Annotated in this window: 23 protein-coding genes; 22 read left to right on the plus strand and 1 reads right to left on the minus strand. The window is 40.5% G+C overall.

Going from position 1 to position 25,027, the window contains the following annotated elements; all coding sequences use genetic code 11:
• Positions 1 to 66 precede the first annotated feature (66 nt).
• The 22 genes from yceD (at position 67) to umoD (ending at position 21,373) form a co-directional block, all read left to right on the plus strand.
• On the plus strand, positions 67 to 591 hold the full coding sequence (yceD, locus tag M1F14_RS12280; protein WP_048607428.1) for a 23S rRNA accumulation protein YceD: 525 nt from the start codon (positions 67 to 69) through the stop codon (positions 589 to 591).
• Positions 592 to 603: 12 nt separating this feature from the next.
• Positions 604 to 774 (plus strand): 50S ribosomal protein L32, encoded by a 171-nt coding sequence (gene rpmF, locus M1F14_RS12285; protein ID WP_006660802.1) that lies wholly within the window; start codon positions 604 to 606, stop codon positions 772 to 774.
• Between the two features lie 12 nt (positions 775 to 786).
• Complete coding sequence (gene plsX / locus M1F14_RS12290; RefSeq protein ID WP_071548163.1) at positions 787 to 1,827, plus strand: phosphate acyltransferase PlsX; 1,041 nt, start codon at positions 787 to 789, stop codon at positions 1,825 to 1,827.
• A gap of 9 nt (positions 1,828 to 1,836) precedes the next feature.
• Positions 1,837 to 2,787, plus strand: coding sequence for a beta-ketoacyl-ACP synthase III (locus tag M1F14_RS12295; protein ID WP_042844304.1), 951 nt, complete (start codon positions 1,837 to 1,839; stop codon positions 2,785 to 2,787).
• 18 nt (positions 2,788 to 2,805) lie between these two features.
• Positions 2,806 to 3,738: an ACP S-malonyltransferase gene (gene fabD, locus M1F14_RS12300; RefSeq protein ID WP_071548162.1), complete on the plus strand. Its 933-nt coding sequence runs from the start codon at positions 2,806 to 2,808 to the stop codon at positions 3,736 to 3,738.
• Between the two features lie 7 nt (positions 3,739 to 3,745).
• The gene (fabG, locus tag M1F14_RS12305; RefSeq protein ID WP_048607423.1) at positions 3,746 to 4,480 is read left to right on the plus strand and encodes a 3-oxoacyl-ACP reductase FabG; all 735 of its coding nucleotides are present in this window, start codon (positions 3,746 to 3,748) and stop codon (positions 4,478 to 4,480) included.
• Between the two features lie 155 nt (positions 4,481 to 4,635).
• Positions 4,636 to 4,872 carry an acyl carrier protein gene (gene acpP, locus M1F14_RS12310; protein ID WP_042843441.1) on the plus strand — a complete coding sequence of 79 codons (237 nt, stop codon included), beginning with the start codon at positions 4,636 to 4,638 and terminating at the stop codon, positions 4,870 to 4,872.
• A 77-nt stretch (positions 4,873 to 4,949) separates the two neighbouring features.
• A complete protein-coding gene (gene fabF / locus M1F14_RS12315) occupies positions 4,950 to 6,200 on the plus strand; it encodes a beta-ketoacyl-ACP synthase II (protein ID WP_042843442.1) in 1,251 nt (416 codons plus the stop codon).
• A gap of 150 nt (positions 6,201 to 6,350) precedes the next feature.
• Positions 6,351 to 7,181, plus strand: a complete 831-nt coding sequence (gene pabC / locus M1F14_RS12320) for an aminodeoxychorismate lyase (protein WP_166685754.1) — start codon at positions 6,351 to 6,353, stop codon at positions 7,179 to 7,181.
• Positions 7,182 to 7,233: 52 nt separating this feature from the next.
• Complete coding sequence (gene mltG, locus M1F14_RS12325) at positions 7,234 to 8,256, plus strand: endolytic transglycosylase MltG (RefSeq protein WP_042843444.1); 1,023 nt, start codon at positions 7,234 to 7,236, stop codon at positions 8,254 to 8,256.
• A 7-nt stretch (positions 8,257 to 8,263) separates the two neighbouring features.
• Entirely contained in the window at positions 8,264 to 8,890 is a 627-nt protein-coding gene (gene tmk, locus M1F14_RS12330) for a dTMP kinase (RefSeq protein ID WP_181468564.1), read from the plus strand.
• Positions 8,891 to 8,919: 29 nt separating this feature from the next.
• Positions 8,920 to 9,912, plus strand: coding sequence for a DNA polymerase III subunit delta' (holB, locus tag M1F14_RS12335; RefSeq protein ID WP_042843446.1), 993 nt, complete (start codon positions 8,920 to 8,922; stop codon positions 9,910 to 9,912).
• Positions 9,913 to 9,924: 12 nt separating this feature from the next.
• Positions 9,925 to 10,716: a metal-dependent hydrolase gene (locus M1F14_RS12340; RefSeq protein WP_042843447.1), complete on the plus strand. Its 792-nt coding sequence runs from the start codon at positions 9,925 to 9,927 to the stop codon at positions 10,714 to 10,716.
• A gap of 48 nt (positions 10,717 to 10,764) precedes the next feature.
• The gene (gene hinT / locus M1F14_RS12345) at positions 10,765 to 11,118 is read left to right on the plus strand and encodes a purine nucleoside phosphoramidase (RefSeq protein WP_042843448.1); all 354 of its coding nucleotides are present in this window, start codon (positions 10,765 to 10,767) and stop codon (positions 11,116 to 11,118) included.
• A gap of 18 nt (positions 11,119 to 11,136) precedes the next feature.
• Positions 11,137 to 11,535: a YcfL family protein gene (locus M1F14_RS12350; protein ID WP_042843449.1), complete on the plus strand. Its 399-nt coding sequence runs from the start codon at positions 11,137 to 11,139 to the stop codon at positions 11,533 to 11,535.
• Positions 11,532 to 12,110, plus strand: coding sequence for a penicillin-binding protein activator LpoB (gene lpoB / locus M1F14_RS12355; protein WP_042843451.1), 579 nt, complete (start codon positions 11,532 to 11,534; stop codon positions 12,108 to 12,110). The genes M1F14_RS12350 and lpoB overlap by 4 nt, the downstream gene beginning before the upstream one ends.
• Positions 12,103 to 12,975 (plus strand): phosphotransferase, encoded by an 873-nt coding sequence (locus M1F14_RS12360; RefSeq protein WP_042843452.1) that lies wholly within the window; start codon positions 12,103 to 12,105, stop codon positions 12,973 to 12,975. The genes lpoB and M1F14_RS12360 overlap by 8 nt, the downstream gene beginning before the upstream one ends.
• A 54-nt stretch (positions 12,976 to 13,029) precedes the next feature.
• Positions 13,030 to 14,052, plus strand: a complete 1,023-nt coding sequence (gene nagZ / locus M1F14_RS12365) for a beta-N-acetylhexosaminidase (protein ID WP_042843453.1) — start codon at positions 13,030 to 13,032, stop codon at positions 14,050 to 14,052.
• A 1,379-nt stretch (positions 14,053 to 15,431) separates the two neighbouring features.
• The gene (locus M1F14_RS12370; RefSeq protein WP_042843454.1) at positions 15,432 to 16,784 is read left to right on the plus strand and encodes an OprD family outer membrane porin; all 1,353 of its coding nucleotides are present in this window, start codon (positions 15,432 to 15,434) and stop codon (positions 16,782 to 16,784) included.
• Between the two features lie 39 nt (positions 16,785 to 16,823).
• Entirely contained in the window at positions 16,824 to 18,443 is a 1,620-nt protein-coding gene (locus M1F14_RS12375) for a bifunctional UDP-sugar hydrolase/5'-nucleotidase (protein WP_129466064.1), read from the plus strand.
• A gap of 410 nt (positions 18,444 to 18,853) precedes the next feature.
• The gene (locus M1F14_RS12380; RefSeq protein ID WP_042843456.1) at positions 18,854 to 20,158 is read left to right on the plus strand and encodes an NAD(P)/FAD-dependent oxidoreductase; all 1,305 of its coding nucleotides are present in this window, start codon (positions 18,854 to 18,856) and stop codon (positions 20,156 to 20,158) included.
• 618 nt (positions 20,159 to 20,776) lie between these two features.
• The gene (gene umoD / locus M1F14_RS12385) at positions 20,777 to 21,373 is read left to right on the plus strand and encodes a UmoD family flagellar biogenesis regulator (RefSeq protein ID WP_042843457.1); all 597 of its coding nucleotides are present in this window, start codon (positions 20,777 to 20,779) and stop codon (positions 21,371 to 21,373) included.
• Positions 21,374 to 21,447: 74 nt separating this feature from the next.
• Here the strand turns inward: umoD and mfd are convergent, their stop codons facing one another.
• Complete coding sequence (gene mfd / locus M1F14_RS12390) at positions 21,448 to 24,891, minus strand: transcription-repair coupling factor (protein WP_181468563.1); 3,444 nt, start codon at positions 24,889 to 24,891, stop codon at positions 21,448 to 21,450.
• Positions 24,892 to 25,027 lie beyond the last annotated feature (136 nt).

Raw genomic sequence — 25,027 nt, forward strand, 5'->3', positions numbered from 1 at the left:
AAAAGGCGAGTTTACCCCGCCTTTTTCTTTGACTATAGCTCATTACAAAGTTAATATGCGCGCCTTATGCAAAAGGTAAAATTACCCCTGACTATCGATGCGCAGCGTGCAGCTCAGAAAAACCTCGACTATGTCGGGAGTTATACACCTGAGCAAGTTACACGTATTGCCGAATCAGTAGTCAGTGTAGATAGTGATGTAGAAACCGAATTATCATTTAAAATTGATAATCAGCGTTTGACTGTCATTGAGGGGAAATCCCAAGTGGATGTCACCTTAAAATGTCAACGTTGCAGAACTGATTTCAAGCATCATGTCTACGTATCGTATTGTTTTAGTCCTGTCGTCAATGACGAAAAGGCCGAAGCATTACCGGAGCTCTACGAGCCAATTCAAATTGATGAATTTGGTGAAATAGATTTGCTGGGAATGATAGAAGATGAAATAATTCTTTCCTTACCAGTGGTTCCGGTTCATGATTCTGAACACTGTGAAGTGTCCGAAGCGGATATGGTCTTTGGCGAACTGCCTCCTGAGGCAGAAAAACCAAACCCATTTGCCGTATTAGCCAGTTTAAAGAAAAGTACTTAAGGAGTAAGGTCAATGGCCGTACAACAGAATAAACCAACTCGTTCAAAACGCGGTATGCGTCGTTCACATGATGCACTGACTGCTACCCTAGTTTCTGTAGATAAAACTTCCGGTGAAACTCACCTGCGTCACCACGTGACTGCAGATGGTTACTACCGTGGCCGTAAGGTTATCAGCAAGTAATTTGTTGTTACCTTGGCTAATCTAACCATTGCGTTAGATGCTATGGGCGGGGATGTTGGTCCCCGCGTCACGGTGCCTGCTGCATTGCAGGCACTGGCATCTAATCCAGCGCTAAAATTACTGCTAGTCGGTCAACCCGATGCCATTCAACCTTTGCTTGCACAATGTCGTGCAGAGCAACTTTCGCGTGTCGAAATAATCCCTGCGGACGGTGTTATCGCAAATGATGCTAAGCCATCGAATGCCATAAGACAAAGTAAGGGGACGTCAATGCGAGTGGCTTTGGAGTTGGTAAAAACTGGGCAGGCACAAGCGTGCGTGAGTGCAGGCAATACTGGTGCACTGATGGGGTTAGCTAAATTGATGTTAAAGTCGATAGACGGCATTGAACGTCCTGCGTTAATGACCATCTTACCTAATCAGCAAAAAAGCCAAACGGTTGTGCTTGATTTAGGCGCTAATGTCAATTGTAGTAGTGATATGTTAGTGCAATTTGCTGTAATGGGTTCAGTTATGGCCGAAGAAGTGGTCAATATTTCTAAACCTAGAGTCGCTTTGCTCAATATTGGCGAAGAAGAGAGCAAGGGGCTAGATAATATCCGCGAAGCCGCCTCCGTGTTAAAAGAAACAACGTCAATTAACTATATTGGTTATGTAGAAGGTAATGAATTACTGACAGGCAAAACTGATGTATTAGTATGTGACGGCTTCGCAGGTAACGTCTCTTTAAAAACAATGGAAGGTGTCATCCGAGTGATCCTTTCATTGATAAAATCATCAAGTGATCAAAATAAAAAACGCAGTTGGTTGATGCAACTGGCGAAAAAATGGCTAAAAAAACGTTTAATGAAGCGTTTTGGGGATATGAACCCCGACCAGTATAATGGTGCGACTCTGTTAGGATTAAAAGGTATTGTCATCAAGAGTCATGGTGCAGCGAATGAAGGCGCTTTTAAAGCCGCAATTGACCGCGCAGTACAAGCTGTTGAAAAGCAAGTCCCAGAAAGAATAACAGCGCGACTAAATATTGTTTTACCCAGGAGTGATCAATAACCTATGGCTATGTACAGTAAAATCTTAGGAACAGGCAGCTACTTGCCAGCGCAAGTGCGCACCAATGCTGATCTGGAGAAAATGGTTGATACTTCTGATGAGTGGATTGTGACACGCACTGGAATACACGAAAGAAGAATTGCAAACGAAGACGAAAGTGTCTCAGTGATGGGGTTACATGCTGCAAAAAATGCGCTAGAAATGGCTCAAATTGAGGCGGCTGAAATAGGCTTGATTATTGTTGCAACAACATCAGCGACGCATGCCTTTCCAAGCGCAGCTTGCCAAATACAGCAACTGTTAGGTATTAATGATTGCGCTGCTTTTGATGTCGCCGCAGCTTGTGCTGGTTTTACTTATGCAATCAGCATTGCGGATCAGTTTGTCAAAACAGGTATGACGAAGAAAGCCTTGGTGATTGGCGCTGATGCATTATCAAAAACATTAGACCCTGAAGACCGTGGTACTATTATTTTATTCGGTGATGCAGCAGGGGCTGTGGTTATTGGTGCATCTGAAGAGCCGGGTATTATTTCTACTCATCTGCATGCGGATGGTCGTTATGGTGATTTATTAACATTACCTAACCGCAGTCGCTGTTCTGAAGACCCAGCGTATTTAACGATGACGGGTAATGAAGTATTTAAAGTTGCAGTGCGCGAATTAGCCCATATTGTTGATGAAACATTGACTGAAAGTGGTATTGCAAAAGAAGAACTTGATTGGTTAGTGCCACATCAAGCAAATTTAAGAATTATATCTGCGACGGCTAAAAAGTTAGATATGACAATGGATAAAGTTGTTGTCACCCTTGACCGTCATGGTAATACTTCTGCAGCATCAGTTCCAACCGCTTTGGATGAAGCGGTTCGAGATGGCCGTATTCAACGTGGTCAACTGGTGCTTTTAGAGGCCTTTGGTGGTGGTTTCACTTGGGGCTCTGCATTAGTTCGTTTTTAATTAACTGAGAAAATAGACATGACACAATTTGCTATGGTATTTCCCGGACAGGGTTCTCAGTCTTTAGGTATGTTAGCGGCACTGGCTGAGGAAAATCAGCTAGTTGAGCAGACATTCGCTGAAGCATCGGAAGCATTGGGTTACGATCTTTGGGCACTAGTACAAAATGGGCCAGAAGAAGAATTAAATAAAACATGGCAGACTCAGCCCGCATTGTTAGCCGCATCCGTGGCTATCTTCCGTGTTTGGAAAGACAAAAATGGTGCGATGCCAGCGATTATGGCGGGTCATAGCTTAGGTGAATACTCCGCGTTGGTTTGCGCAGGGGTTATTGATTTTAAACAAGCAATTAAACTTGTTGAATTACGTGGCAAATTAATGCAAGAAGCTGTTCCTGAAGGGACGGGTGCGATGTATGCCATTATCGGTTTAGATAACGAATCCATTAAAAAAGCTTGTCAAGAATCTGCACAAGGCCAAGTTGTTTCTCCGGTTAATTTTAATTCACCTGGGCAAGTCGTTATCGCCGGTGAAAAAGCTGCAGTAGAACGTGCAGGGGCTGCATGTAAAGAAGCAGGAGCAAAACGTGCATTGCCATTATCTGTGAGTGTTCCTTCTCACTGTGCATTAATGAAGCCTGCTGCTGATAAATTAGCCGATGCGTTAGAAAAAATTGATTTTTGTGAGCCAGACTATCCAGTTATCAACAATGTTGATGTTAAAATAGAGCAATCGGCGCAAAATATTCGTGATGCTTTAGTCCGTCAGCTGTATAATCCAGTCCGTTGGACGGAAACAGTAGAATTGATGGCAGATCAAGGTGTTGAACACCTTATCGAAGTAGGGCCGGGTAAAGTATTGACTGGTCTTACCAAGCGAATTGTCTCTAATTTAACTGCCGTAGCAATCAATGATCCTGTATCATTGAGCACTGCTTTAGAAAATAGCTGAGGAAGACATGGGCTTTGAAGGAAAAATTGCACTGGTAACAGGTGCTAGCCGTGGGATAGGTAAAGCGATAGCTTTAACCTTAATCGCACGCGGTGCAACTGTTATTGGGACAGCAACAAGCGAAAAAGGCGCAGAAGCTATTACCGCTTACCTTGATGGTAAAGGTAAAGGTTTAGCGTTAAACGTGACTGATGCAGCATCAATCGAAGAAACTTTGACCAAGATCCGTAAAGAATTTGGTGAAATTGACATTTTGATTAATAATGCAGGTATCACACGTGATAACCTATTGATGCGTATGAAAGATGATGAATGGCAAGATGTTATTGACACCAATCTTTCATCCGTTTACCGTTTGTCTAAATCCGTTTTGCGTGCCATGATGAAAAAACGTTATGGTCGTATTATTTCTATCGCATCTGTTGTTGGGGTGATGGGAAATGCGGGGCAAACAAACTACGCGGCAGCGAAAGCTGGGCTGATTGGTTTTAGTAAATCATTAGCTCGTGAAATCGCTTCTCGTGGTATTACTGTCAACGTCGTTGCACCTGGTTTTATCGAAACTGATATGACTAAAGCATTGACAGATGAACAGCGTGCAGGCATTTTATCTCAGGTTCCTGCTGATAGACTGGGTGATGCACAAGAAATTGCCAGTGCTGTAGCGTTTTTAGCTTCTGACGAAGCGGCTTACATCACAGGTGAAACATTGCATGTCAATGGTGGCATGTACATGATCTAAAGAAATGATGGAACTATTTGCATTATTAGTGTTATCCAACGCTAAATAATGCAAAATAATGGTTCCAACAGTCGGGATTGGGTTGTATCTTTTCCTGTATTTCATAAACTACGAAAACCATCGCGAAAGCGAGTTTTGATAGGAATTTTAATAGTATGAGCACTATCGAAGAACGCGTTAAGAAAATCATCGTTGAACAACTGGGTGTTGAAGAGAAAGAAGTTGTAAATACAGCTTCATTTGTTGATGACTTGGGCGCTGATTCTCTTGACACAGTTGAGCTGGTTATGGCTCTAGAAGAAGAGTTCGATTGCGAAATCCCTGACGAAGAAGCTGAAAAGATCACAACAGTACAGGCAGCGTTGGATTACGTCGGCAACGCATCTAAATAATTGTACGAAAACTTATCTAGGCGATCACTCGATCGCCTATGTTTCCTTTGTAACTTTTCCCTCCTTGGAGGAAATACGTGTCTAAGCGTCGTGTAGTCGTAACCGGACTGGGCATGTTATCTCCTGTCGGCAACACAGTTGAGTCATCATGGAAAGCTGTTTGTGACGGACAGAGTGGTATCAGCCTAATTGAGCATTTTGATACTATTAACCACGCAACTAAATTTGCTGGCTTAGTAAAAGATTTCAATTACGAAGATTTTGGCATCTCTCGTAAAGATGCGAAAAAAATGGACCCATTTATCCAATACGGTATCGCAGCAGGCTTTCAGGCCTTTAAAGATGCAGGGTTGGAAGTAACAGAAGCCAATGCTACTCGGATTGGTGCAGCGATTGGTTCTGGTATTGGTGGGTTAGGGTTAATTCAGGATAACTGTGAATCTCTATTACACGGTGGTCCTAGAAAAGTTAGCCCATTCTTCGTACCGTCAACCATCATTAATATGGTGGCTGGTCATTTAAGTATTATGTACGGTTTCCGTGGTCCCAGTATTTCTATTGCTACAGCCTGTACATCGGGTGTGCATAATATTGGTCATGCGGCGCGTATGATTGCTTATGGTGATGCAGAAGTAATGGTTGCAGGCGGTGCTGAAAAAGCAACAACCCCGCTTGGTGTTGCGGGTTTTGGCGCAGCAAGAGCGTTATCAACTCGTAATGATGACCCACAAGCAGCAAGTCGCCCTTGGGATAAAGACCGTGATGGTTTTGTTCTTGGTGATGGTGCAGGTATCATTATTCTTGAAGAATATGAACATGCCAAAGCGCGTGGTGCGAAAATTTATGCCGAAATTGCAGGCTTTGGGATGAGCAGTGATGCCTACCATATGACTTCGCCTCCAGAAAATGGGGAAGGCGCAGCGCTTGCAATGGAAAACGCACTGAAAGATGCAGGTATTCAAGCAAGTGACGTAGGGTATATTAATGCTCACGGTACTTCGACACCTGCGGGTGACTTAGCCGAAGCACAGGCTGTTGTGTCTGTATTTGGTGAGGGTACTGATGTACTCGTTAGCTCAACCAAATCCATGACAGGGCATCTTTTAGGTGCAGCGGGTGCTATTGAGTCAATCTTTACCATCTTATCATTGTGTGATCAAACTGTTCCACCAACCATTAATCTGGATAACCCAGATGAAGCATGCAAACTGGACTTTGTCCCAGGTCATGCACGCAAGGTTGAGAACATGGAGTATGCTCTGTGTAACTCATTTGGTTTTGGTGGTACAAACGGTTCATTGATTTTCCGTCGTTATCACGGCGAGTAAATAATCTATCACCGTTATTAATTAGCCCTAGTCGCTGAAAGTGACTAGGGCTTTATTTTGCCCATCTCTTTGCACAGCCATTCGCTTTAGTTTATGATGACTCATCTTGTTTACTGTCTGATTTATCAGCTTTTATTATAAGTATTATCAATGTCATATTGGGTTAATGGGCAAGTTTGCCAGCAAATAAGCGTAACTGATCGTGCAGTCTCTTTTGGGGACGGCTGCTTTACGACCGTACATGTCGTTAATCAGCAAGCTAAAATGTTAGATGAGCACATTGCACGTTTGCAGCATGACAGCCAGCGGTTGAAAATAACTCAGCCTGACTGGGGTATGCTGAAACAGCATTTATTGCATATTTGCGCGCAGCAAGTAGAAGATGAACTGGTGCTAAAGGTGATAATTAGCCGTGGTGCAGGGGGGCGGGGTTATAGTTCTAGAGGCTTTAATTCACCAACAGTGATTGTCAGTGTTTCTTCCTTTCCACAAAACTATGTTCAACTACAATGTAAAGGGGCTGCGTTAATCTTAAGTGAGATCCCATTGGCACGTAGCCCATTATTAGCAGGTATGAAACACCTCAACCGGTTAGAGCAAGTTCTTATCAGACAAGAAATTGATGAGTATAACGCGGATGAGGCCATCGTACTTGATACCAACGGCGTTATCGTTGAATGTTGCAGTGCCAATGTCTTTTGGCGGGTTGGTCAAACAGTCTACACCCCAAAATTATCTCATTGTGGTGTGAATGGATTAATGAGACAAAAGATCATAGCACTACTGCAAGATAGTCAGTACCATTTTCAAGAAGTTGAGCGGTTTGCCTCTATTTTGAATTATTGTGATGAAGTGATTATTTGTAATGCATTGATGCCAGTGTTACCTGTACAAAGCATTCAGTTAAGCAAAGGGCAGTCGCCATTACAATTCATGTCGCGTGAATTATTTGAGTATCTCTTTTTGCGCTGCAAAATCTAGTATCTAAAAACTATATCACTATTACCTAAACACTTATTGAAATGGTCAATAAATGAAATTAGCCAAAAAAATCATTCTGATTACTGTGACTCTTACTGCTGTTGTAGCCGTTGCCGTATATTTACAATATCGTCAAGTCATGAACTATGCGAAAACCCCCATTAACTTGACTCAAGAGAAAATTTTAACGGTTCCTACAGGGACCGGGCGAGTTGCATTTGAAGCCTTGCTAGTCAAAGAAAATATGATTGAGCAGGGGAATGAGTTTCAATGGTTATTAAAATTACGGCCGGAACTCGCTCAATTAAAAGCGGGGACATACCGTTTACAACCTGACATGACCGTAGAACAATTATTATCGTTAGTGGTTAGCGGTAAAGAAGCTCAATTTTCTATTCGTTTTATTGAAGGTAACCGATTGAATGATTGGGGTAACATTTTACGTGATGCCCCTTACTTAGAACATACATCGACAGAGATGACACCAGCAGAACTTCATGCGTTTATCGGGTTCAAAGGTGAAGGTACACTAGAAGGGTGGTTATACCCTGACACCTATTTATATACGGCGGGGACAAAAGATACGGAAATTTTAAAGCGTGCATATAAGCGCATGCAAAGTAGCCTTGAAGAAGAATGGCAAGGGCGAGATAGAGACCTACCTTATAAAAATGCTTATGAAATGCTGATTATGGCTTCAATTATTGAAAAAGAAACCGGTGTAGAGAGTGAAAGGTCGCAAGTTGCATCGGTGTTTGTTAATCGTTTGAAGAAAAATATGCGCTTACAAACCGACCCAACAGTTATTTACGGCCTAGGTGATAAGTATGATGGTAAGATTTATCGTAGTGATTTAGACAATTACACACCGTACAATACTTATAAAATTGATGGGTTGCCGCCAACACCGATAGCAATGCCAAGTTTGGCATCAATAAAAGCGGCTGCGCACCCAGCTAAAACGGATTACCTCTATTTTGTCGCAGATGGTAAAGGCGGTCATACTTTTAGTCGCAACTTGAATGAACACAATCGGGCGGTCAAAGTTTATCGCCAATTTGAACAGCAAAAATGATAAAAAAATGAAAAATCAATTTATTGTTATTGAAGGATTAGAAGGTGCAGGCAAAACGACTGCAATCAATACGGTGGTAGATACACTTAATCAGGCGGGTATTACGGATATCGTTTTCACTCGGGAACCAGGTGGGACGCCACTAGCCGAAAAGCTACGAGAGCTGATCAAACAAGGGATTGAAGGCGATAAAGTCACTGATAAAGCTGAGTTATTAATGTTATATGCAGCGCGAGTTCAACTCATTGAAACAGTGATTAAACCGGCTTTAGCCGCAGGTAAATGGGTTGTTGGTGACCGCCATGATTTGTCATCACAGGCGTACCAAGGCGGCGGAAGGGAAATCGACCACCAGTTAATGAAGTCGTTACGTGATTTGGTACTTGGTGAGTTTAAACCATCATTAACCTTGTATCTTGATTTATCGCCAGAATTGGGCTTACAACGTGCAAGGTCCCGCGGTGAGTTAGATAGAATCGAAAAAGAATCGTTAGCCTTTTTTGAAAGGACCCGTCACCGCTACCTTGAACTGGCAGCGGAAGATGAAACAATACTGACGGTTGATGCGAGCCAAAATATTGAGCAAGTACAATATGATATTCGCCAAACACTGACCCAATGGCTAGCTAAATAATGATAGGCAAAAAGTAAGGTGTTAATAACATGAATTGGTATCCTTGGTTAAATGAACCTTACCGGCAAATTATAGCGAACTATCAAAGTGGGCGAGGGCACCATGCCTTACTACTTCATTCTTTGCCTGGAAATGGGGCCGATGCACTTTGCTATGGTATTAGTCGTTGGCTTATTTGCCAAGAGCGTGAAGGGCTGAAAAGTTGTGGGAAGTGCCATAGCTGCAGATTAATGCTAGCAGGAACACACCCCGATTATCATGTTATTGACGTTGAAAAAGGTAAATCAACGGTCAGTGTTGATGCTGTTAGGAAATTAATTGAAACCTTGAGTAGTCATTCTCAACAAGGTGGCAATAAAGTGGTGTATATTCCTAGAATTGAAGCTTTCACTGATGCTGCGGCGAATGCGTTACTAAAAACGCTGGAAGAGCCTGCAAAAGACACTTATTTTCTATTAAGTAGTGACAAACCAGAGAATTTACTTGCCACAACTCGTAGCCGTTGTTTAAGTCATTTTTTGCCAGCTCCTGACCCACAAATTGCGTTGTATTGGTTACAAAAACAACAGCCAAATGTAGTTGTTGATCACGCAATAACCGCATTGAAACTTTGTCAAGGTGCTCCAGTAGCCGCTCTGGCTCTGTTAGAAGAACATCTTTGGCAAAAACGGAATGCATTATGCCAAAGTATCTCTACAGCATTACAAACGCGGGATATGCTAAGTTTATTGCCACGATTGAATATTGAAGAAGCTTCAGCTGCCCTAAGTTGGTTATTAACCTTACTTTCCGATGCAGTTAAAGTACAGCAAGGTGCGACAACGTTTTGTATTAACCAAGATCATCTTGCACAAGTTATGCAATTGGCCAGTACCATGAACCGTTCTCAATTATTGGAGGCTTATGAACAGTGGCTACATTGTCGTTATCAATTATTGACAGTTCCTGCGCTTAATCAGGAACTTATTCTGACCAATCAATTATTACAATGGGAAGCCTTATTGGCTTCACCTTCATTTTAAAAAGAGTTAAATATGTTTGTTGTTGATTCACACTGCCATCTCGACTGTTTAGATTATGAAAAATTACACACTAATGTCGATGATGTTATCGCTAAGGCATCGGCTCGTGATGTCCGTTTCATGCTTGCCGTGGCAACAACGCTGCCCGGTTTTGAACAGATGAAAAAGCTCATTGGGTTACGTGACAATATTGCTTTTTCATGTGGTATTCATCCACTTAATTTAGACGAAGGCTATGACTTTGAGCGCTTAGCACAATTAGCCGCCGGCCCTGAGGTTGTGGCACTGGGTGAGACAGGGCTTGATTACTACTATCAACAAGAGAATGCTGCATTGCAGCAAGAGTCTTTTCGTCAGCATATCCGTATCGGCCGAGCAGTAAATAAACCCGTGATCGTACATACGCGTGCTGCGCAAAAGGATACGCTAACAATTTTACGTGAAGAACAAGTTAGTGAGTGTGGTGGGGTATTACACTGTTTCACTGAAGACAAAGCGACAGCTAGCGAATTGCTCGATTTAGGAATGTATATTTCATTTTCAGGGATTGTGACATTCCGCAATGCTGAACAAATCAGAGAAGCGGCGCGTATTGTGCCCCTAGATAGAATCTTGGTCGAAACAGACTCCCCATATTTGGCCCCAGTACCGCATCGTGGAAAAGAAAATCAGCCTGCATACGTACGTGATGTGGCTGAATACATGGCGGTGCTGAAAGGGGTTAGCGTTGAACAAATGGCTGAAATTACAACACAAAATTTCAATCGTTTATTTCATTTGAATGTTGGCTCGAATAACGGGTAACTTGTTAACAATATATAAACTAACTATTGGATTAGTAAGGGAATTGATATGGCAGAAGAAACAATTTTTAGTAAAATCATTCGTCGCGAAATCCCTGCGGATGTCGTTTACCAAGATGAGCTTGTCACGGCATTTCGTGATATATCGCCACAAGCGCCTTCACATATTTTAATTATCCCCAATAAATTAATCCCCACAGTAAACGATGTGACGGTGGATGACGAACTGGCGTTAGGGCGTTTATTTACGGTGGCAGCTAAAATTGCCAAAGAAGAAGGCATTGCTGAAAATGGCTATCGTTTGATTATGAATTGCAATGAGCATTCTGGACAAGAGGTATTCCATATTCATATGCATTTAGTGGGTGGTCGCCCATTAGGACCTTTATTGGCTAAATCATAATAGGAAGGGGCTCATACAATGAACCGCATAGTAATACTTGGGCTGATGGCTGTGTTATTAACTGGCTGTTTAAATAACAAACCTCAAGGGTTAGTTTTTAATGAGCAGCAGCGCGTTATTATGGAACCAGCAGTTTTAGCCCAAGGGGTCATTGTTGAGTCCCCCGTGATTAGTGTTGAAAACCACCAAACTGTTGCCACGCTTAGTATGAGTAATTTGCAGCCTGATGCCGTAGAGATTGCGTATCGTTTATATTGGTACGATAAACAAGGGTTGAAGGTGGATACTTCGAGTATCTTACATCAGCAAATTGCAGCGAATTCAACAGAAACTATTCAAGCCATGACCTCCTCATCACGCGCTAGCAATGTGCGTGTCCATGTGTTTTTATCACCTAAGGCCGGAGAAAAACAATGAAACGGATCTTAATGGTTGCGGTAGCAGCTTTAATCTTAGCAGGTTGCCCATCATATCCACCTCAACAGCCGGGAACACAACCACCGATTGTTCCTGTTGAGCCGGATCAACCACCAGAAGTGACACCACCGCCAACGGATGTCGTTCCGACACCGCCAAAACAGCAAACAACTGATTGGGCTGCATCGATAACACCTTTGGTTGGCCAAATGGTTGCTGCGGATGGCGTGGAAAGTGGCAAAGTGTTATTAGTTGATTCAGTGAAAAACAATACGAATGGCTCATTGCCTGTACAGACTATTACATCAACAATGGCTAGCGCAGTTGAAAATACCAATCGTTTCAAAGTAGTCCCTCAAAGTGTGGTAAGTTCTGCACGTAAAACATTAGGTTTATCACAAGAAGATAGCTTAGTGACGCGTAGTAAGGCGATTGGTCTAGGGCGTTATGTACAAGCTGATTACGTGATTTACAGTGTTATGTCAGGTTCAAATAAAGATAAGAGTCTTGAAATGCAACTAATGGAAGTGCAAACAGGCGAAATTATTTGGACTGGAAAGCACAGTATTGATTAACAGACAGTCACTTATTACGCTGTTATCTACCTATTTCCCAGAGATTAAATCAAGTCACTGGGAAATAACGCCGTTAACAGGGTTGTCAGGCGGGAGTTATTTATTGCAGTGTGTGCAGTCTAATCGCACACTTAAATTAGTGGCTCGTGCTAATGGTGAGACTCAGTCTTGTCTATATGTGGATCGCCGGAGAGAAGCGCGTATATTAAGACAATTGCAACCATACACATTTGCACCGACTGTCGTTGGTTATAACGCTCAATGGTTATTGTTGGCGTGGTGTGAAGGCTTGCATCCGGGCCCATCCACATTTTTATCCGCTCATTTTCAATGCCAACTAGCAAATACGCTTGCACAATTACATTGCAGCGCACTATTCGGCTACCGCTTGCAACTGCGCGATGAAATTGCGCATTATGGTTATTTGGTTGATACCAAACGTTTGTCACCACGTTGGAAAAAACTACATCGTCATTTCCTTTCTACTGCATTGCCAAAAACGTTGAAGTTGGCCCCTGCACATATGGATGTTCATCCTAAAAATATCATTAGTACTCATACAGGGGAGTTAATGCTATTGGATTGGGAATATGCCGCAAATACTGATATTGCATTTTCGTTAGAAACCTATTTTCAATTTAATAGTCTGACAGATAAACAGCGTCATTTTTTTCTCATGCAATACTGTGATGTGCGAAGTGCTTATCGGGATAAACAACAATTAGCTCAGCACTGCCAGTTATGGGAACCATGGGTAAAATATATGACGTTAATGTGGTATGAAGTGCAGTGGAATAAAAGTCAATTATCGCATTTTTTGGTACACTCGCAGTCATTACGCCACTACTTCGGTTTGTTGGGTTGATAATAAAGTTATCAACGAATAATTTTTGATTTAGTTAAATAAGTGAGGCATGTTATGGGTCCGATAATGCTGGATGTTCAAAGTTATGAATTAGATAACGAAGAGCGTGAAATATTGGCTCACCCATTAGTGGGGGGCTTGATTTTATTTACCCGTAACTTTCATGATGCTGCACAATTACGAGAGCTTGTGCGCCAAATACGTGATGCGTCAAGGCACCGTCTGCTGGTTGCTGTTGACCAAGAAGGTGGGCGAGTACAACGCTTTCGTGATGGTTTTACCGCGCTACCTTCGGCACAGGCTTTTGCTGAGCTAAATAACCCTATGGACGGTGCTAAGTTGGCACAAGAAGCGGGGTGGTTAATGGCAGCAGAAATGATAGCGATGGATATTGACATTAGTTTTGCCCCAGTGTTGGATCTTGGCCATCAAAGTATCGCGATTGGGGAGCGTTCGTTCCATAAAGATCCTGAAATGGCAATGATGATGGCAGAACGTTTTATTAAAGGAATGCACAGTGCGGGGATGAAGACAACAGGGAAACATTTCCCTGGGCATGGTGCAGTTAAAGCTGATTCGCATAAAGAAACACCTCGTGATGACCGTACATTGGAAACTATCCGAGGTAAAGATATGTCGATTTTTAAAGATTTTATCCAACGTGAATTACTTGATGCAATTATGCCAGCGCATGTCATTTACACTCAAGCTGATGAACGCCCTGCGAGTGGTTCGCCATTTTGGTTAAAATCAGTGCTACGGGAACAGCTTGGTTTTAATGGTGTCATTTTCTCTGATGATTTATCGATGGAAGGGGCAGCAATTATGGGGAGCTATCCAGAAAGAGCACAAGCGTCTTTAAATGCTGGGTGTGATATGGTTTTGGTGTGCAATAACCGCGAAGGTGCGGTAAGTGTACTTGATAACTTACCTAAACAGCATGATAGCCAAGCCTCTAAGTTATATCACAGTGGCCGTCAATACAGTTTGACCGAGTTACAAGGGTTGGCTCGTTGGCAAGAAAGTCATCGGCAATTAGTGGATTTACACCAAAGATGGCAAGCACACCGTCAATAACATTAAGGTGAATAAAATATAGCCGGTAAATTAAACTATTTACCGGCTATTTTGCATAAATACGCATTGAAGTGAAAAATAACGACGTATAAGTAGTATGAAAGGGAAGTATAACCACTTTGAAAGTTACCCGTAACGTTATTAATATAATGATTAAATCATCATATTATTATATTAAAAATGTGATGGTAAATTATCTAGCATAATGGTTACATTCAAAAGAATAATTAATTATTCTATTCATTTAAGCTGTAGTCTTTTAAAGGTCAACTCAATATAATAATCCATAGTTTATTTGTAATGGATACATATATTGATATTGCTAGGTGTTTTTTCAATATAAACAGCCGGATATTTGTCTTATGTATCACTTTCTTTTGGTGAGAGCGCCTATAAGTAAAAAGAAAGTGATAATAGCTATTAATGATAAAAGTTAAGATAAATTTAAATTAGTGGATAGCTAGATAAAACCGATTAACCCTAATGCTTAAATACTCTTATCTTTTTTGTAATATTATTAACATTAATTTTAATGTATAAAAAAACAGTTTTATTCAAATTTTTCATGTCTAGATAAATTAACAGTAAATTAATTATACAAGTATTAAAAAAATCTATGCATATGAGTTTTTTTTAATCAGTATCTAAAGGTTATTTAGGGACAATGTCTATTTTTTAACTATTCACGGTGTACTGCGCTATCAAATGTCCCCTCATCTTTATTGTCAGTAATGCTTACAGTGATAAATAAACACCAAAACAAGTGTGATCTTAATCACTATTAGTTGGTTTAAATAATGCAATTTATGTAACGTGTTGTGACAGTGATCGTTTTAATTGACGTAAAATTACGTTAGCATCCACATTATGAATTTTTTATGACAATTTAGAGCAATAACTAATCGATTATAAAAATAACAATAAACTGGATGGTGGCGTTTTAAGTTAAATAATGTTTCTTTGATTGAGATAAGCATTTCTCAGACTATGACTCTGCCTATTAAATAAGAAAATAGAAGCACAACATATAGTGGCGTGTGTATTAACGGTTGTTTAAATAATATCTGAAATATTGTTTCTTAACTAAAATTAACGCGGAATTTGAGTAAAGTAATGGTAGTGAATTATTAAAGGCTATTAGGTCTTTACTATAAGTAGAACGCCTTATTTATGGTAATTAAGTAAACACTAATGCAGTGAAATATCTGTATTGAATTTTTTATTTTAAAAATTGACTTATGTGTTTGAAAGGGATGTATCAGTTTGACTTTAAGTAAAGTTGTTTTATTAAGCTAAAAATAAAAATGGTGTTTTGTTGTTCATGGTTACATGACGCAGCATAAAATTAATTCAAATAATCATTAACTAGGTTAATTTCAATGAAAGTTAAAAATATTGCGCTATTAATGCTTTCTCCTTGCTGTTTAGCAGTCGCAATGGCAAATGCTAGCAATTGGGAAAACACAATTAAAGAAAATTCATTTATTGCGGATTCTGAGTTAGAACTGTCAACTCGTAACATGTGGAAGTACTTAAAAACCGAAAATCGTTTTGATAAAAATGAGCAACGCTATAGAAAACAAGTTGCTAACGCTTGGGGTCAAAACTTCCAAGCTGATTTCAAATCAGGTTATTTTGCTGACGTAATCGGGTTTGATGCTTCTTACTATGGTGGTATTAAACTCGGTGCAAGTAAAGACTTCGCCTCCCGTGCAATTTTATATAACGACGATGGTCACGCTAAAGGCTATAACAAAATCGGACAACGTTATGCGAAAGTAAAATTCGACCTTGACCCTGTTCAATTCCACGGTAAAGCGGGTTGGTTCACACTGAAAAACAAAGGTATTTTTACTAATTCACAACGCCTTTCATTAAACAGTTATAGCGGTTATTACACCAATACAGCAATTGATGACTGGAGCCTAGATTTACTCTATCTCGACAAAAAAGTAATGCGTCGTGATAGTCCAAATATTGATGCTATGTATTTTACTGATGCTAATGGTAAACGACATAAGGTTAATCATGTGATCACTGGTGGTATTAATTACAATACTAAGCCATTGACTGTTCACTATTTCTATGGGCAGGCAGATGATTTATTTCGTCAGCAAGGTCTCGAAGCTAAATATAAGTTAACTTCAGATGTTACGCTTGGAACGCAAATTTACAATCATGAATATGGTAGTGATGGTAAGCGCACCGAAAAAAATGATGCTATCGGTAAGCGTAATTTCGACAAACGAGCATGGCACTATGCAGGAACCGCTGACTGGCGTATTCCAGAGTCACCTTGGACACTCCGCGCTGGTTTAACTTACACTCAAGCAAAAAAAGCAAATGGTGTCGGTCAATTCGCACGTAACCCAATTGGTAATACGCGTGGTCGTTTTAACTCGCCAGCTTATGCGGATATCGATTACGTTCGTGATGGGGAAACTATGGTCGCGATGGCTGCCGAATATCGTGTAAGTAAAGAGCTTTCTGTTGGTGCTCGTACCAATTACTCAGAATTTAAATATGAAGGTGAAAGGTTAAAACAAGGTCAATTGGGTCTGTTCAGCTATTGGAAACCAACTGAAAACCTATCCGTGTCATTAAGCGGAGGTTTAGGCTGGCATCACCGCCAAGAGAACGATTATACAACGCCTAAGCTATATGATGGCCATTCACGCCGTGCGCACTCCTTATCTGGTTCAATGACAACCACTTATCGGTTCAAAATGTAGTTGCCAGCAGAGTGAAATTTACAATAAAAGGTAAGATAAATGAAACATAAAATTGGGCTACTCACACTGTTAATTTCAGGTGCTTTACTGGCCGGTTGTGCTCAGAAAACATCGGATACGGTTAAAGTTCAGGTCATTGGTATCAATGATTTCCATGGCGCACTAAAAGCGCCAGGAGATGGTAAGTTAGGTGGAATAGAATCAATCGCCACCTTAGTAAACCAGTTAAGAGCGCAGAATGATAAAACTATTGTTGTTGGTGCAGGGGATTTAGTTGGTGCAAGCCCATTATTGTCATCGATGTTCTATGATGAGCCTACTATTGAAGCATTAAGTGCAATAGGCATGGAAACCAGTGCAGTTGGTAACCATGAGTTTGACAAAGGCAAAGAAGAGCTATTAAGAAAGCAAAATGGTGGCTGTCATCCAACCGCGGGTTGTGTTGGTAAAGACTCATTTGCAGGTGCCGATTTTAACTATTTAGCGGCTAACGTTATTGTAAAAGAAACAGGTGAAACTCTGTTCCCATCATATTTCATTAAAGAATTTGATGGTATTCCAATGGCGTTTATTGGCCTAACTTTAGAAGGCACACCTGCTATTGTAACGCCAAGCGGTACCGCTGGATTAGAGTTTAAAAACGAAGTTGAAACTATTAATAACCAAGTGAAGCTATTGAAGGCACAAGGTATTAATAGCATCGGTGTTCTGATCCATGAAGGGGCGACACAGCAAGTTGATACGAAAGTTAAAGATATTAACCGTTGTGATAATATCAAAGGCCCAATTGTTGATATTGTAAACCAACTAGATGGCGCTGTAGACTTTGTGGTCAGTGGTCATACGCATCAAGCGTACAATTGTGAAATCAATGGTAAAACCGTGATTTCTGCACAATCAAATGGCGCATTGCTTTCTCAGTTAAATATTGAAATTGATAGAAATACAAAAGATATTGTTAGCATCAATGCGAAAAATATTCCTGTTGAAACAAAACGTTATGAGAAAAATCCAGAGTTAACGACTTTTGTTCAAAGATATGAACAAATTGCGTTACCTATTTCACAACAAGTGATGGGAACTTTGACGGAGAGTTCAGACAAAAAATTATTGCCAGCGGGTGACTCTACATTAGGTAAAATTATCGCTGATGGTCAACTCTATGCCGCTTCAAGTAAAGAAGCTGGTGGTGCGCAAATCGCCTTTATGAATAGTGGTGGTATTCGTGCTGATCTGAAAGCCGGTGAACTGACCTATGGTGATATTTTTACTGTTCAACCATTCTCAAATGTTGTCGTGACTCAATCTTTAACGGGTGAGCAAATCAAACAGGCGTTAGAACAACAATGGGATCGTGCGCGTCCACAAGTAATGCCTGTTTCTAAAGGTTTTTATTACGAATGGGATGATAGCCGACCTGTTGGTGATAAAGTCATTCAAAAATCAATGAAGTTAAATGGTAAACCGTTAGACATGAAAAAAAGCTATCGAGTTGCAGCCAATGAGTTTTTAGCAACGGGTGGTAGCCGATTCAGCGCGTTTAATCAAGGTAAAGACCGTGTTTACAGTGTGCCTGATAACGAAGCATTGATGCATTATTTTAAAGATAACTCACCAGTTTCAGTCCCAACTGATGTACGTATCAAAAAAATTAACTAGTTAAATCGAACGATATAACAACTAAAAACCCGAAGTGTTTAATCTCTTCGGGTTTTTTCTTTGTTTCAGCATTTATCTCAACCCTTTTTCTTTGGGTTAACAATTAACGGTAGCGTCTATATCAAAAACAATGAGATAATAATTCTCATTATCGTTAATTCGTTGTGAACTTAACTGTTTGAACGATCTCAAGCTGATTCGATTCATTCCTCGTTAAAAATGATTTGACGAATGTGATGGTTGTCATAATAATCAACTAAATTGATATGGATCAATATTTGGTATTACCAATTACCCAGTCATGTTATTCTATTTCATTCATAGTGTAAGGCATGGCTAATTAATGTTATCTAAGTTTTTTATCATAAAAGTGCTTAGATAACATTAATATATTTTGTTTCGAGGGATTTATGACCTTATCTCAACCAAAAATCATCGTCGTCGGGGGTGGTGCCGGTGGTTTGGAACTGGCAACACGTTTAGGGCGCAAATTAGGCCGGAAAAAACGAGCACATATCACACTCGTTGACCGTAATCCAAGCCATTTATGGAAGCCATTGTTACATGAAGTTGCTACTGGTTCATTGGATGATGGGGTTGATGCGATTAGCTATCTTGCCCATGCGCGCCATAATGCATTTAATTTCCAGTTAGGTTCATTGACTAATATTGACCGTGATAATAAAAAAATAGTGCTTGGTGAGCTATATGATAAACATGGTGAATTATTAGTTCCTTTACGTGAGCTTGAATATGATATTTTAGTGATGGCACTGGGAAGCAAGTCGAATGATTTTGGTACCCCAGGTGTGAAAGAACATTGTATTTTCTTAGATAATCCACAGCAGGCTCATCGCTTTCATGATGAAATGCTAAACCTGTTCTTACGCTATTCTGTACGTGATAATGCAGAAGAAAAAGTGAATATTGCCATAGTTGGGGGCGGGGCAACAGGTGTTGAGCTATCCGCTGAATTATATAATGCAGTTGAGCAACTCACTAGTTATGGGTTTAAAGGGCTAGATACCGATGCTCTCAATGTTACTCTGATTGAGGCTGGGGAGCGTATTTTACCTGCTTTACCTCCGCGGATCTCTAGCGCTGCGCATCAGGAGTTAAACAAGCTTGGTGTCAATGTATTGACTAAAACTATGGTCACTAGCGCTGATGCTGATGGTTTGAATACTAAACAAGACGGCAAAGTATTTGCTGATCTAATGGTTTGGGCTGCTGGCATCAAAGCGCCGGATTTCATGAAAGACATCGCAGGTTTAGAAACAAATCGTATAAATCAACTGGTAGTTAAGCCTACGTTGCAAACTACACGCGATGATATGATTTTTGCGATTGGCGATTGCGCCTCTTGTGCTAAACCTGAAGGGGGCTTTGTACCGCCAAGGGCGCAGTCTGCACATCAAATGGCAAGTCGTTGTTATGACAATATTTTAGCCATGATGAAAGAAAAACCATTAAAAGATTATGTTTATAAAGACCATGGCTCATTAGTCTCACTATCACGCTTTAGTACCGTGGGCAGTTTGATGGGGAATTTGATGCGTGGAGATATGATGGTCGAAGGGCGTATTGCACGTTTTGTGTATATTTCTTTGTATCGTATGCACCAGATAGCTTTACATGGTTATATTAAAACGGGCTTAATGATGTTAGTAGGGAGTATTAACCGAATTATACGACCCAAGTTGAAATTACACTAGCCGCGATTTGTTAACATATCTAATTGATCTTCATCAAATTTTATGCACCTAGTTATTAATTTGATTAGGTGCATTATTTTTTAATGTGGTTAAATTAACCAATAAAATCAATGATAAAAGAATCATATTGATATCGTATATGAGAGTATTTTTATTTAGCAACGTTAATATTTGTAATAAAAACTATTTAGATCAATTTTAGTTGGTTGGTGATCGATTATATTACAGGCATTACTTATAGAGGTCTAAGTTACTTTATACGGATAATAAAGATGAGTTTAAAACCATATATTGAGCTCATATTATAATCAGTTGCGGTAACATTTTTTATTGATGAAAGATGTATGTTGTAAATATATTGGTATAACTCAGAAAATTTAGAAATCAATAAAATATAATGTATTGATTAATATAGTTAATTTAACCTATTTTATTTATCGCTGAGTCATATCATGGATATTAAACCTCACATTTAATTAATTTAAATCTTATATTAAGTAGAATTTAACAATTATAATTTCGGATAAATCTAAAAAATATATCTAATGCATGTAATGCATCGAATTATCTTGAGTAGCCGTTACAATAGGTCAGTATTAATTTAATAAGGATTGTACTATGAAGCTAAAATTTAAGTTGTTATTAGCAGCTATAGTGGCATGCCTTATTGTATTGTTAGTTGTTATCTTCACGCGTGAGCCTGAAATTAAATTAGCAACCGTATTATCGGTTGAGCCTATCAAATCTAACCGGCTTGTTGAGTACCAAAATTGTACGGTAACTGGGGTTTTAGGTACTTTTGACCAACAATCACTTTCTCGTTTTCACCCTGCGCAAAGCGAATGTAAAATGGTCTTTATGATAGAAGCGCTACAAGGTAAGGGGTTCCCATCCTTGTTTTATGAGCGTGACCCAACCTGTGTATCAGCGCAAAAAATGGAATTAGTTGTGGTTGGCTATGATGTTGTCTACCAAATTGGTAAAACAGTGGGGAAAGTGAGAACTTCCTATGCACCTTCTATGTTTATTCCGTTAAATGAGGAGGGGCGTTTGGTTTTGACATCATCAGCTTCTGTATGCGAAACAATCCGCAGTGATGTCAAAAGCTTATTGCCATTTTATTGTTTACAACCAAATAATTTACCAATTACTGGAAACCCGTCTGCAATATTAGAATTGCAACCAAACCAAAATACTTTTGGTTTTATGGAATAGGTTTAACCAATTTGAATATTCTATTACAGGCAATCTTAATTGATTGCCTGTAACATTTTTACACCTTGAGTTTTTTAGGTTAATTGGTGTTCTTCAAAACTGGTTAATAGTTGTTTTATAAACTCAAGCCGAGTTGTCCTTTCCGCTAAATCATGGAAAAACTTCAGTCGGACGGGACCCTCTAAGCGATAAGTTTGTGGTTGATTTTGTAACAAGCTGATCAAGAAGCCCGGTTCGACTTTATTTTTCTCACTAAACTCAATAAAACCCCCTTTCTCATGGGCTTCAATACGCTTAATACCTAAAGCTTGAGCTTGCAAACGAATTGCAGCAGACGTTAAAAGGAACTTGCCTGCATCAGGGAGGGTGCCAAAACGGTCAATTAACTCGGTACGTAATTCGTTTAATTCTTGATTATCTTTTGCACTGGCTATCCGTTTATAAAAAGATAGTCGCATATTTACATCGTGTATATAATCGTCAGGCAAAAGAACCGGCATCCGTAGCTCAACTTCAGTTTGTTGGCTAGTTAAGTCTTCCAGTGAAGGTTCACGCCCTTCTTTTAGGGCCTCGACCGCGCTTTCTAACAGTTCCATATATAAGGTAAAGCCAACAGTTGTCATCTGCCCGCTTTGGTCTTCGCCAAGTAATTCTCCTGCACCTCGAATTTCTAAATCATGAGTCGCAAGTGCGAACCCAGCCCCTAAATCTTCAAGTGAAGAAATGGCTTCGAGACGCTTGTGGGCATCTGTTGTCATTGCTTTAGGATGCGGTGTGAGTAAGTAAGCATAAGCTTGGTGGTGTGACCGGCCGACTCGACCACGTAATTGATGCAATTGTGCTAACCCAAAATGGTCAGCTCGTTCAATGATAATGGTATTTGCAGTAGGAATATCGATACCCGTTTCGATAATAGTCGTACATATCAAAACATTAAAACGTTGATGATGGAAGTCGGTCATCACCCGTTCTAATTCCCGCTCCCGCATTTGGCCATGACCAACAACGAAACGAGCCTCAGGGACTAGTTCTTCAAGGCGCGCTTTGGCTTTTTCAATATTTTCAACATCATTGTATAAGTAGTAAACTTGGCCCCCACGTAGTGTTTCACGTAAAATGGCTTCACGTACCACGAGCTCGTCATATTGGCGAACAAAGGTTTTTACAGCTAAACGGCGTGCTGGCGGCGTGGCGATAATGGATAGATCGCGCATACCACTCATTGCCATATTCAGTGTCCGAGGAATAGGAGTTGCTGTAAGTGTTAAAATATCAACGTCTGCACGCATAGCTTTTATTCGTTCTTTATGACGGACGCCAAAGCGGTGCTCTTCATCTACTACCAATAAGCCCAAATCTTTCCATACTAAATCACTTTGTAGCAGTTTATGAGTGCCAATTAAAATATCAACTTTGCCTTCTGCAGTCTCAGCAATAATCTGTTGCTGCTCTTTCGCCGTTTTAAAGCGAGACAACATTTCTATACGCACAGGCCAATTGGCGAATCGGTCTTTGAAATTATCATAATGCTGTTGTGCAAGTAAGGTGGTTGGAACTAAAACAGCCACCTGCTTATCATTGTTGATAGCTAGGAATGCTGCACGCATAGCCACCTCGGTTTTACCGAACCCAACATCACCGCATACCAACCTATCCATAGCTAATGGTTGGCACATATCACTGAGTACAGCATTAATTGCCATCTCTTGGTCAGGGGTTGTTTCGAAAGGAAAACCTTGGCAAAACTCTTGGTACTGTTCTTTATCCTGTTTGAAGGCAAAGCCCGCTTTGGCTGCACGCTGTGCGTAAATATCCAGCAGCTCTGCTGCAACATCACGTACTTTTTCAGCCGCTTTTTGGCGGGCACGTCCCCAGCTATCACTGCCTAGCTTATGTAATGGCGCATTTTCATCCGCACCACCTGCATAGCGGCTAATTAAATGCAGTGACGAGACCGGAACATAGAGTTTATCTTCACCTGCATAAGTTAAGATTAAGTATTCTGCTTTAATGCCACCGGCTTCTAGGGTGATTAACCCTTGATAGCGACCAACGCCGTGTTCAATATGGACGACGGGTTGCCCCGGACGTAATTCAGCTAAGTTACGGATCAGTGTATCGGTATTAATTGTTCGGCGGTTATCAGTACGACGACGAACAACGCGTTCACCTAACAGGTCGCTTTCGCATATCAACGCTTTATGGGCATCGACTTGAATAAAACCACGCTCAGCTGCGCCGATAGTAATAGCAAAACGGCTATCAATGTGACTTGCGTAATGATCAATAATTTCAGGGCGAATTTTCAAGCGAGCTAACAGTTCCGTGACTGTTTCACGGCGACCTTCACTTTCCACAGAAAAGATGATCTTGCCATCAAACTGTTCCGTGAATTGACGAAGTTTGTCTAAAGGGGTCTTGTTTTGGCCTTGAGTACTGATGTCCGGTAGTGGTAAATAGTCTAAATTCGTATTAGCGGCTTTGGGAGCTAAAGATTCAGCGGATAATTGAACACGAGGCCATTGTTTTAATGATTGGTTGAGCTGTTCAACGGTTAACCATAAGTCTGTAGGGGGGAGTAATGGCCGCATTGGGTCAACCCTACGGCTATCATAACGTTGCAACGTATCGAGTTGAAAGCGTTCTGCGGCTTCTTGTATATTTTGTGAAACCAATAAACTAGATGACGGTAAATAATCAAATAACGAGGGCAGAGGCTGTGAAAAAAATAAAGGCTGCCAATATTCGATACCAGTTGGTAACGTATTTTTACTGACTTGCTGGTAAATGTGCTCTGGGTCACGGCGAACGTCAAAGCGTTCCCGCCACTGGCTACGGAAACGTTCAATTGCGTCTTTATCCGTTGGAAACTCGTGAGCAGGGAGGAGATTGATATGGCTAACTTCCTCAAGTGTTCGTTGTGAGTCAACGTCAAAAGTTCGCAAACTATCAATTTCATCATCAAAGAAATCAATACGAAATGGTAATGTACTGCCCATTGGGAATAAATCTAATAACGCCCCACGGGTTGCATACTCGCCATGCTCTAGAACTTGCTCAACATGGCGATAGCCTGCTTTGTCTAATTCGGCACGTAAATTATCACGGGAAAGTTTATCGCCTTTTGCCATGACCAATGCATGGCTAGTTAAAAAATCAGGGGGACAAACTTTCTGCATAAGCGTATTAACCGGAAGGATTAATGCGCCTTTTTGCATAGATGGTAAGCGGTATAGTGTTGATAAACGATGAGAAATGATTTCTTGATGTGGGGAGAAATTGTCATAAGGCAATGTTTCCCAATCAGAAAGGGTTTCAATAGGGTGATGTGTAAATTGTTGAATTTCATCACGTAAGCGCAAAGTATTTTGCATATCACGAGTGACAATAACAACAGGCCCTTGATGACGTTGGATCATTTCTCCACATTCAAGCGCACCAGCCGCCCCGATAAGGCAACCTAAATGGCGGACATCGCCACTACGACTAGGGAGTTCATAACGAAATTTTGACGACATAGAAATCTTTGGTATCTCACAGCGATTAGTTAAGCAATTAAACAAAATTCAATATAATGATAGCCAGTTTTTTTATGATTAATACTTAAATTAACCAATAGATAGTTAAACAATAAAATTCACAATAATACAATCG

It is taken from the genome of Providencia sp. PROV003 (genome assembly GCF_045040775.1).
GTDB classification, from domain to species: domain Bacteria; phylum Pseudomonadota; class Gammaproteobacteria; order Enterobacterales; family Enterobacteriaceae; genus Providencia; species Providencia huashanensis.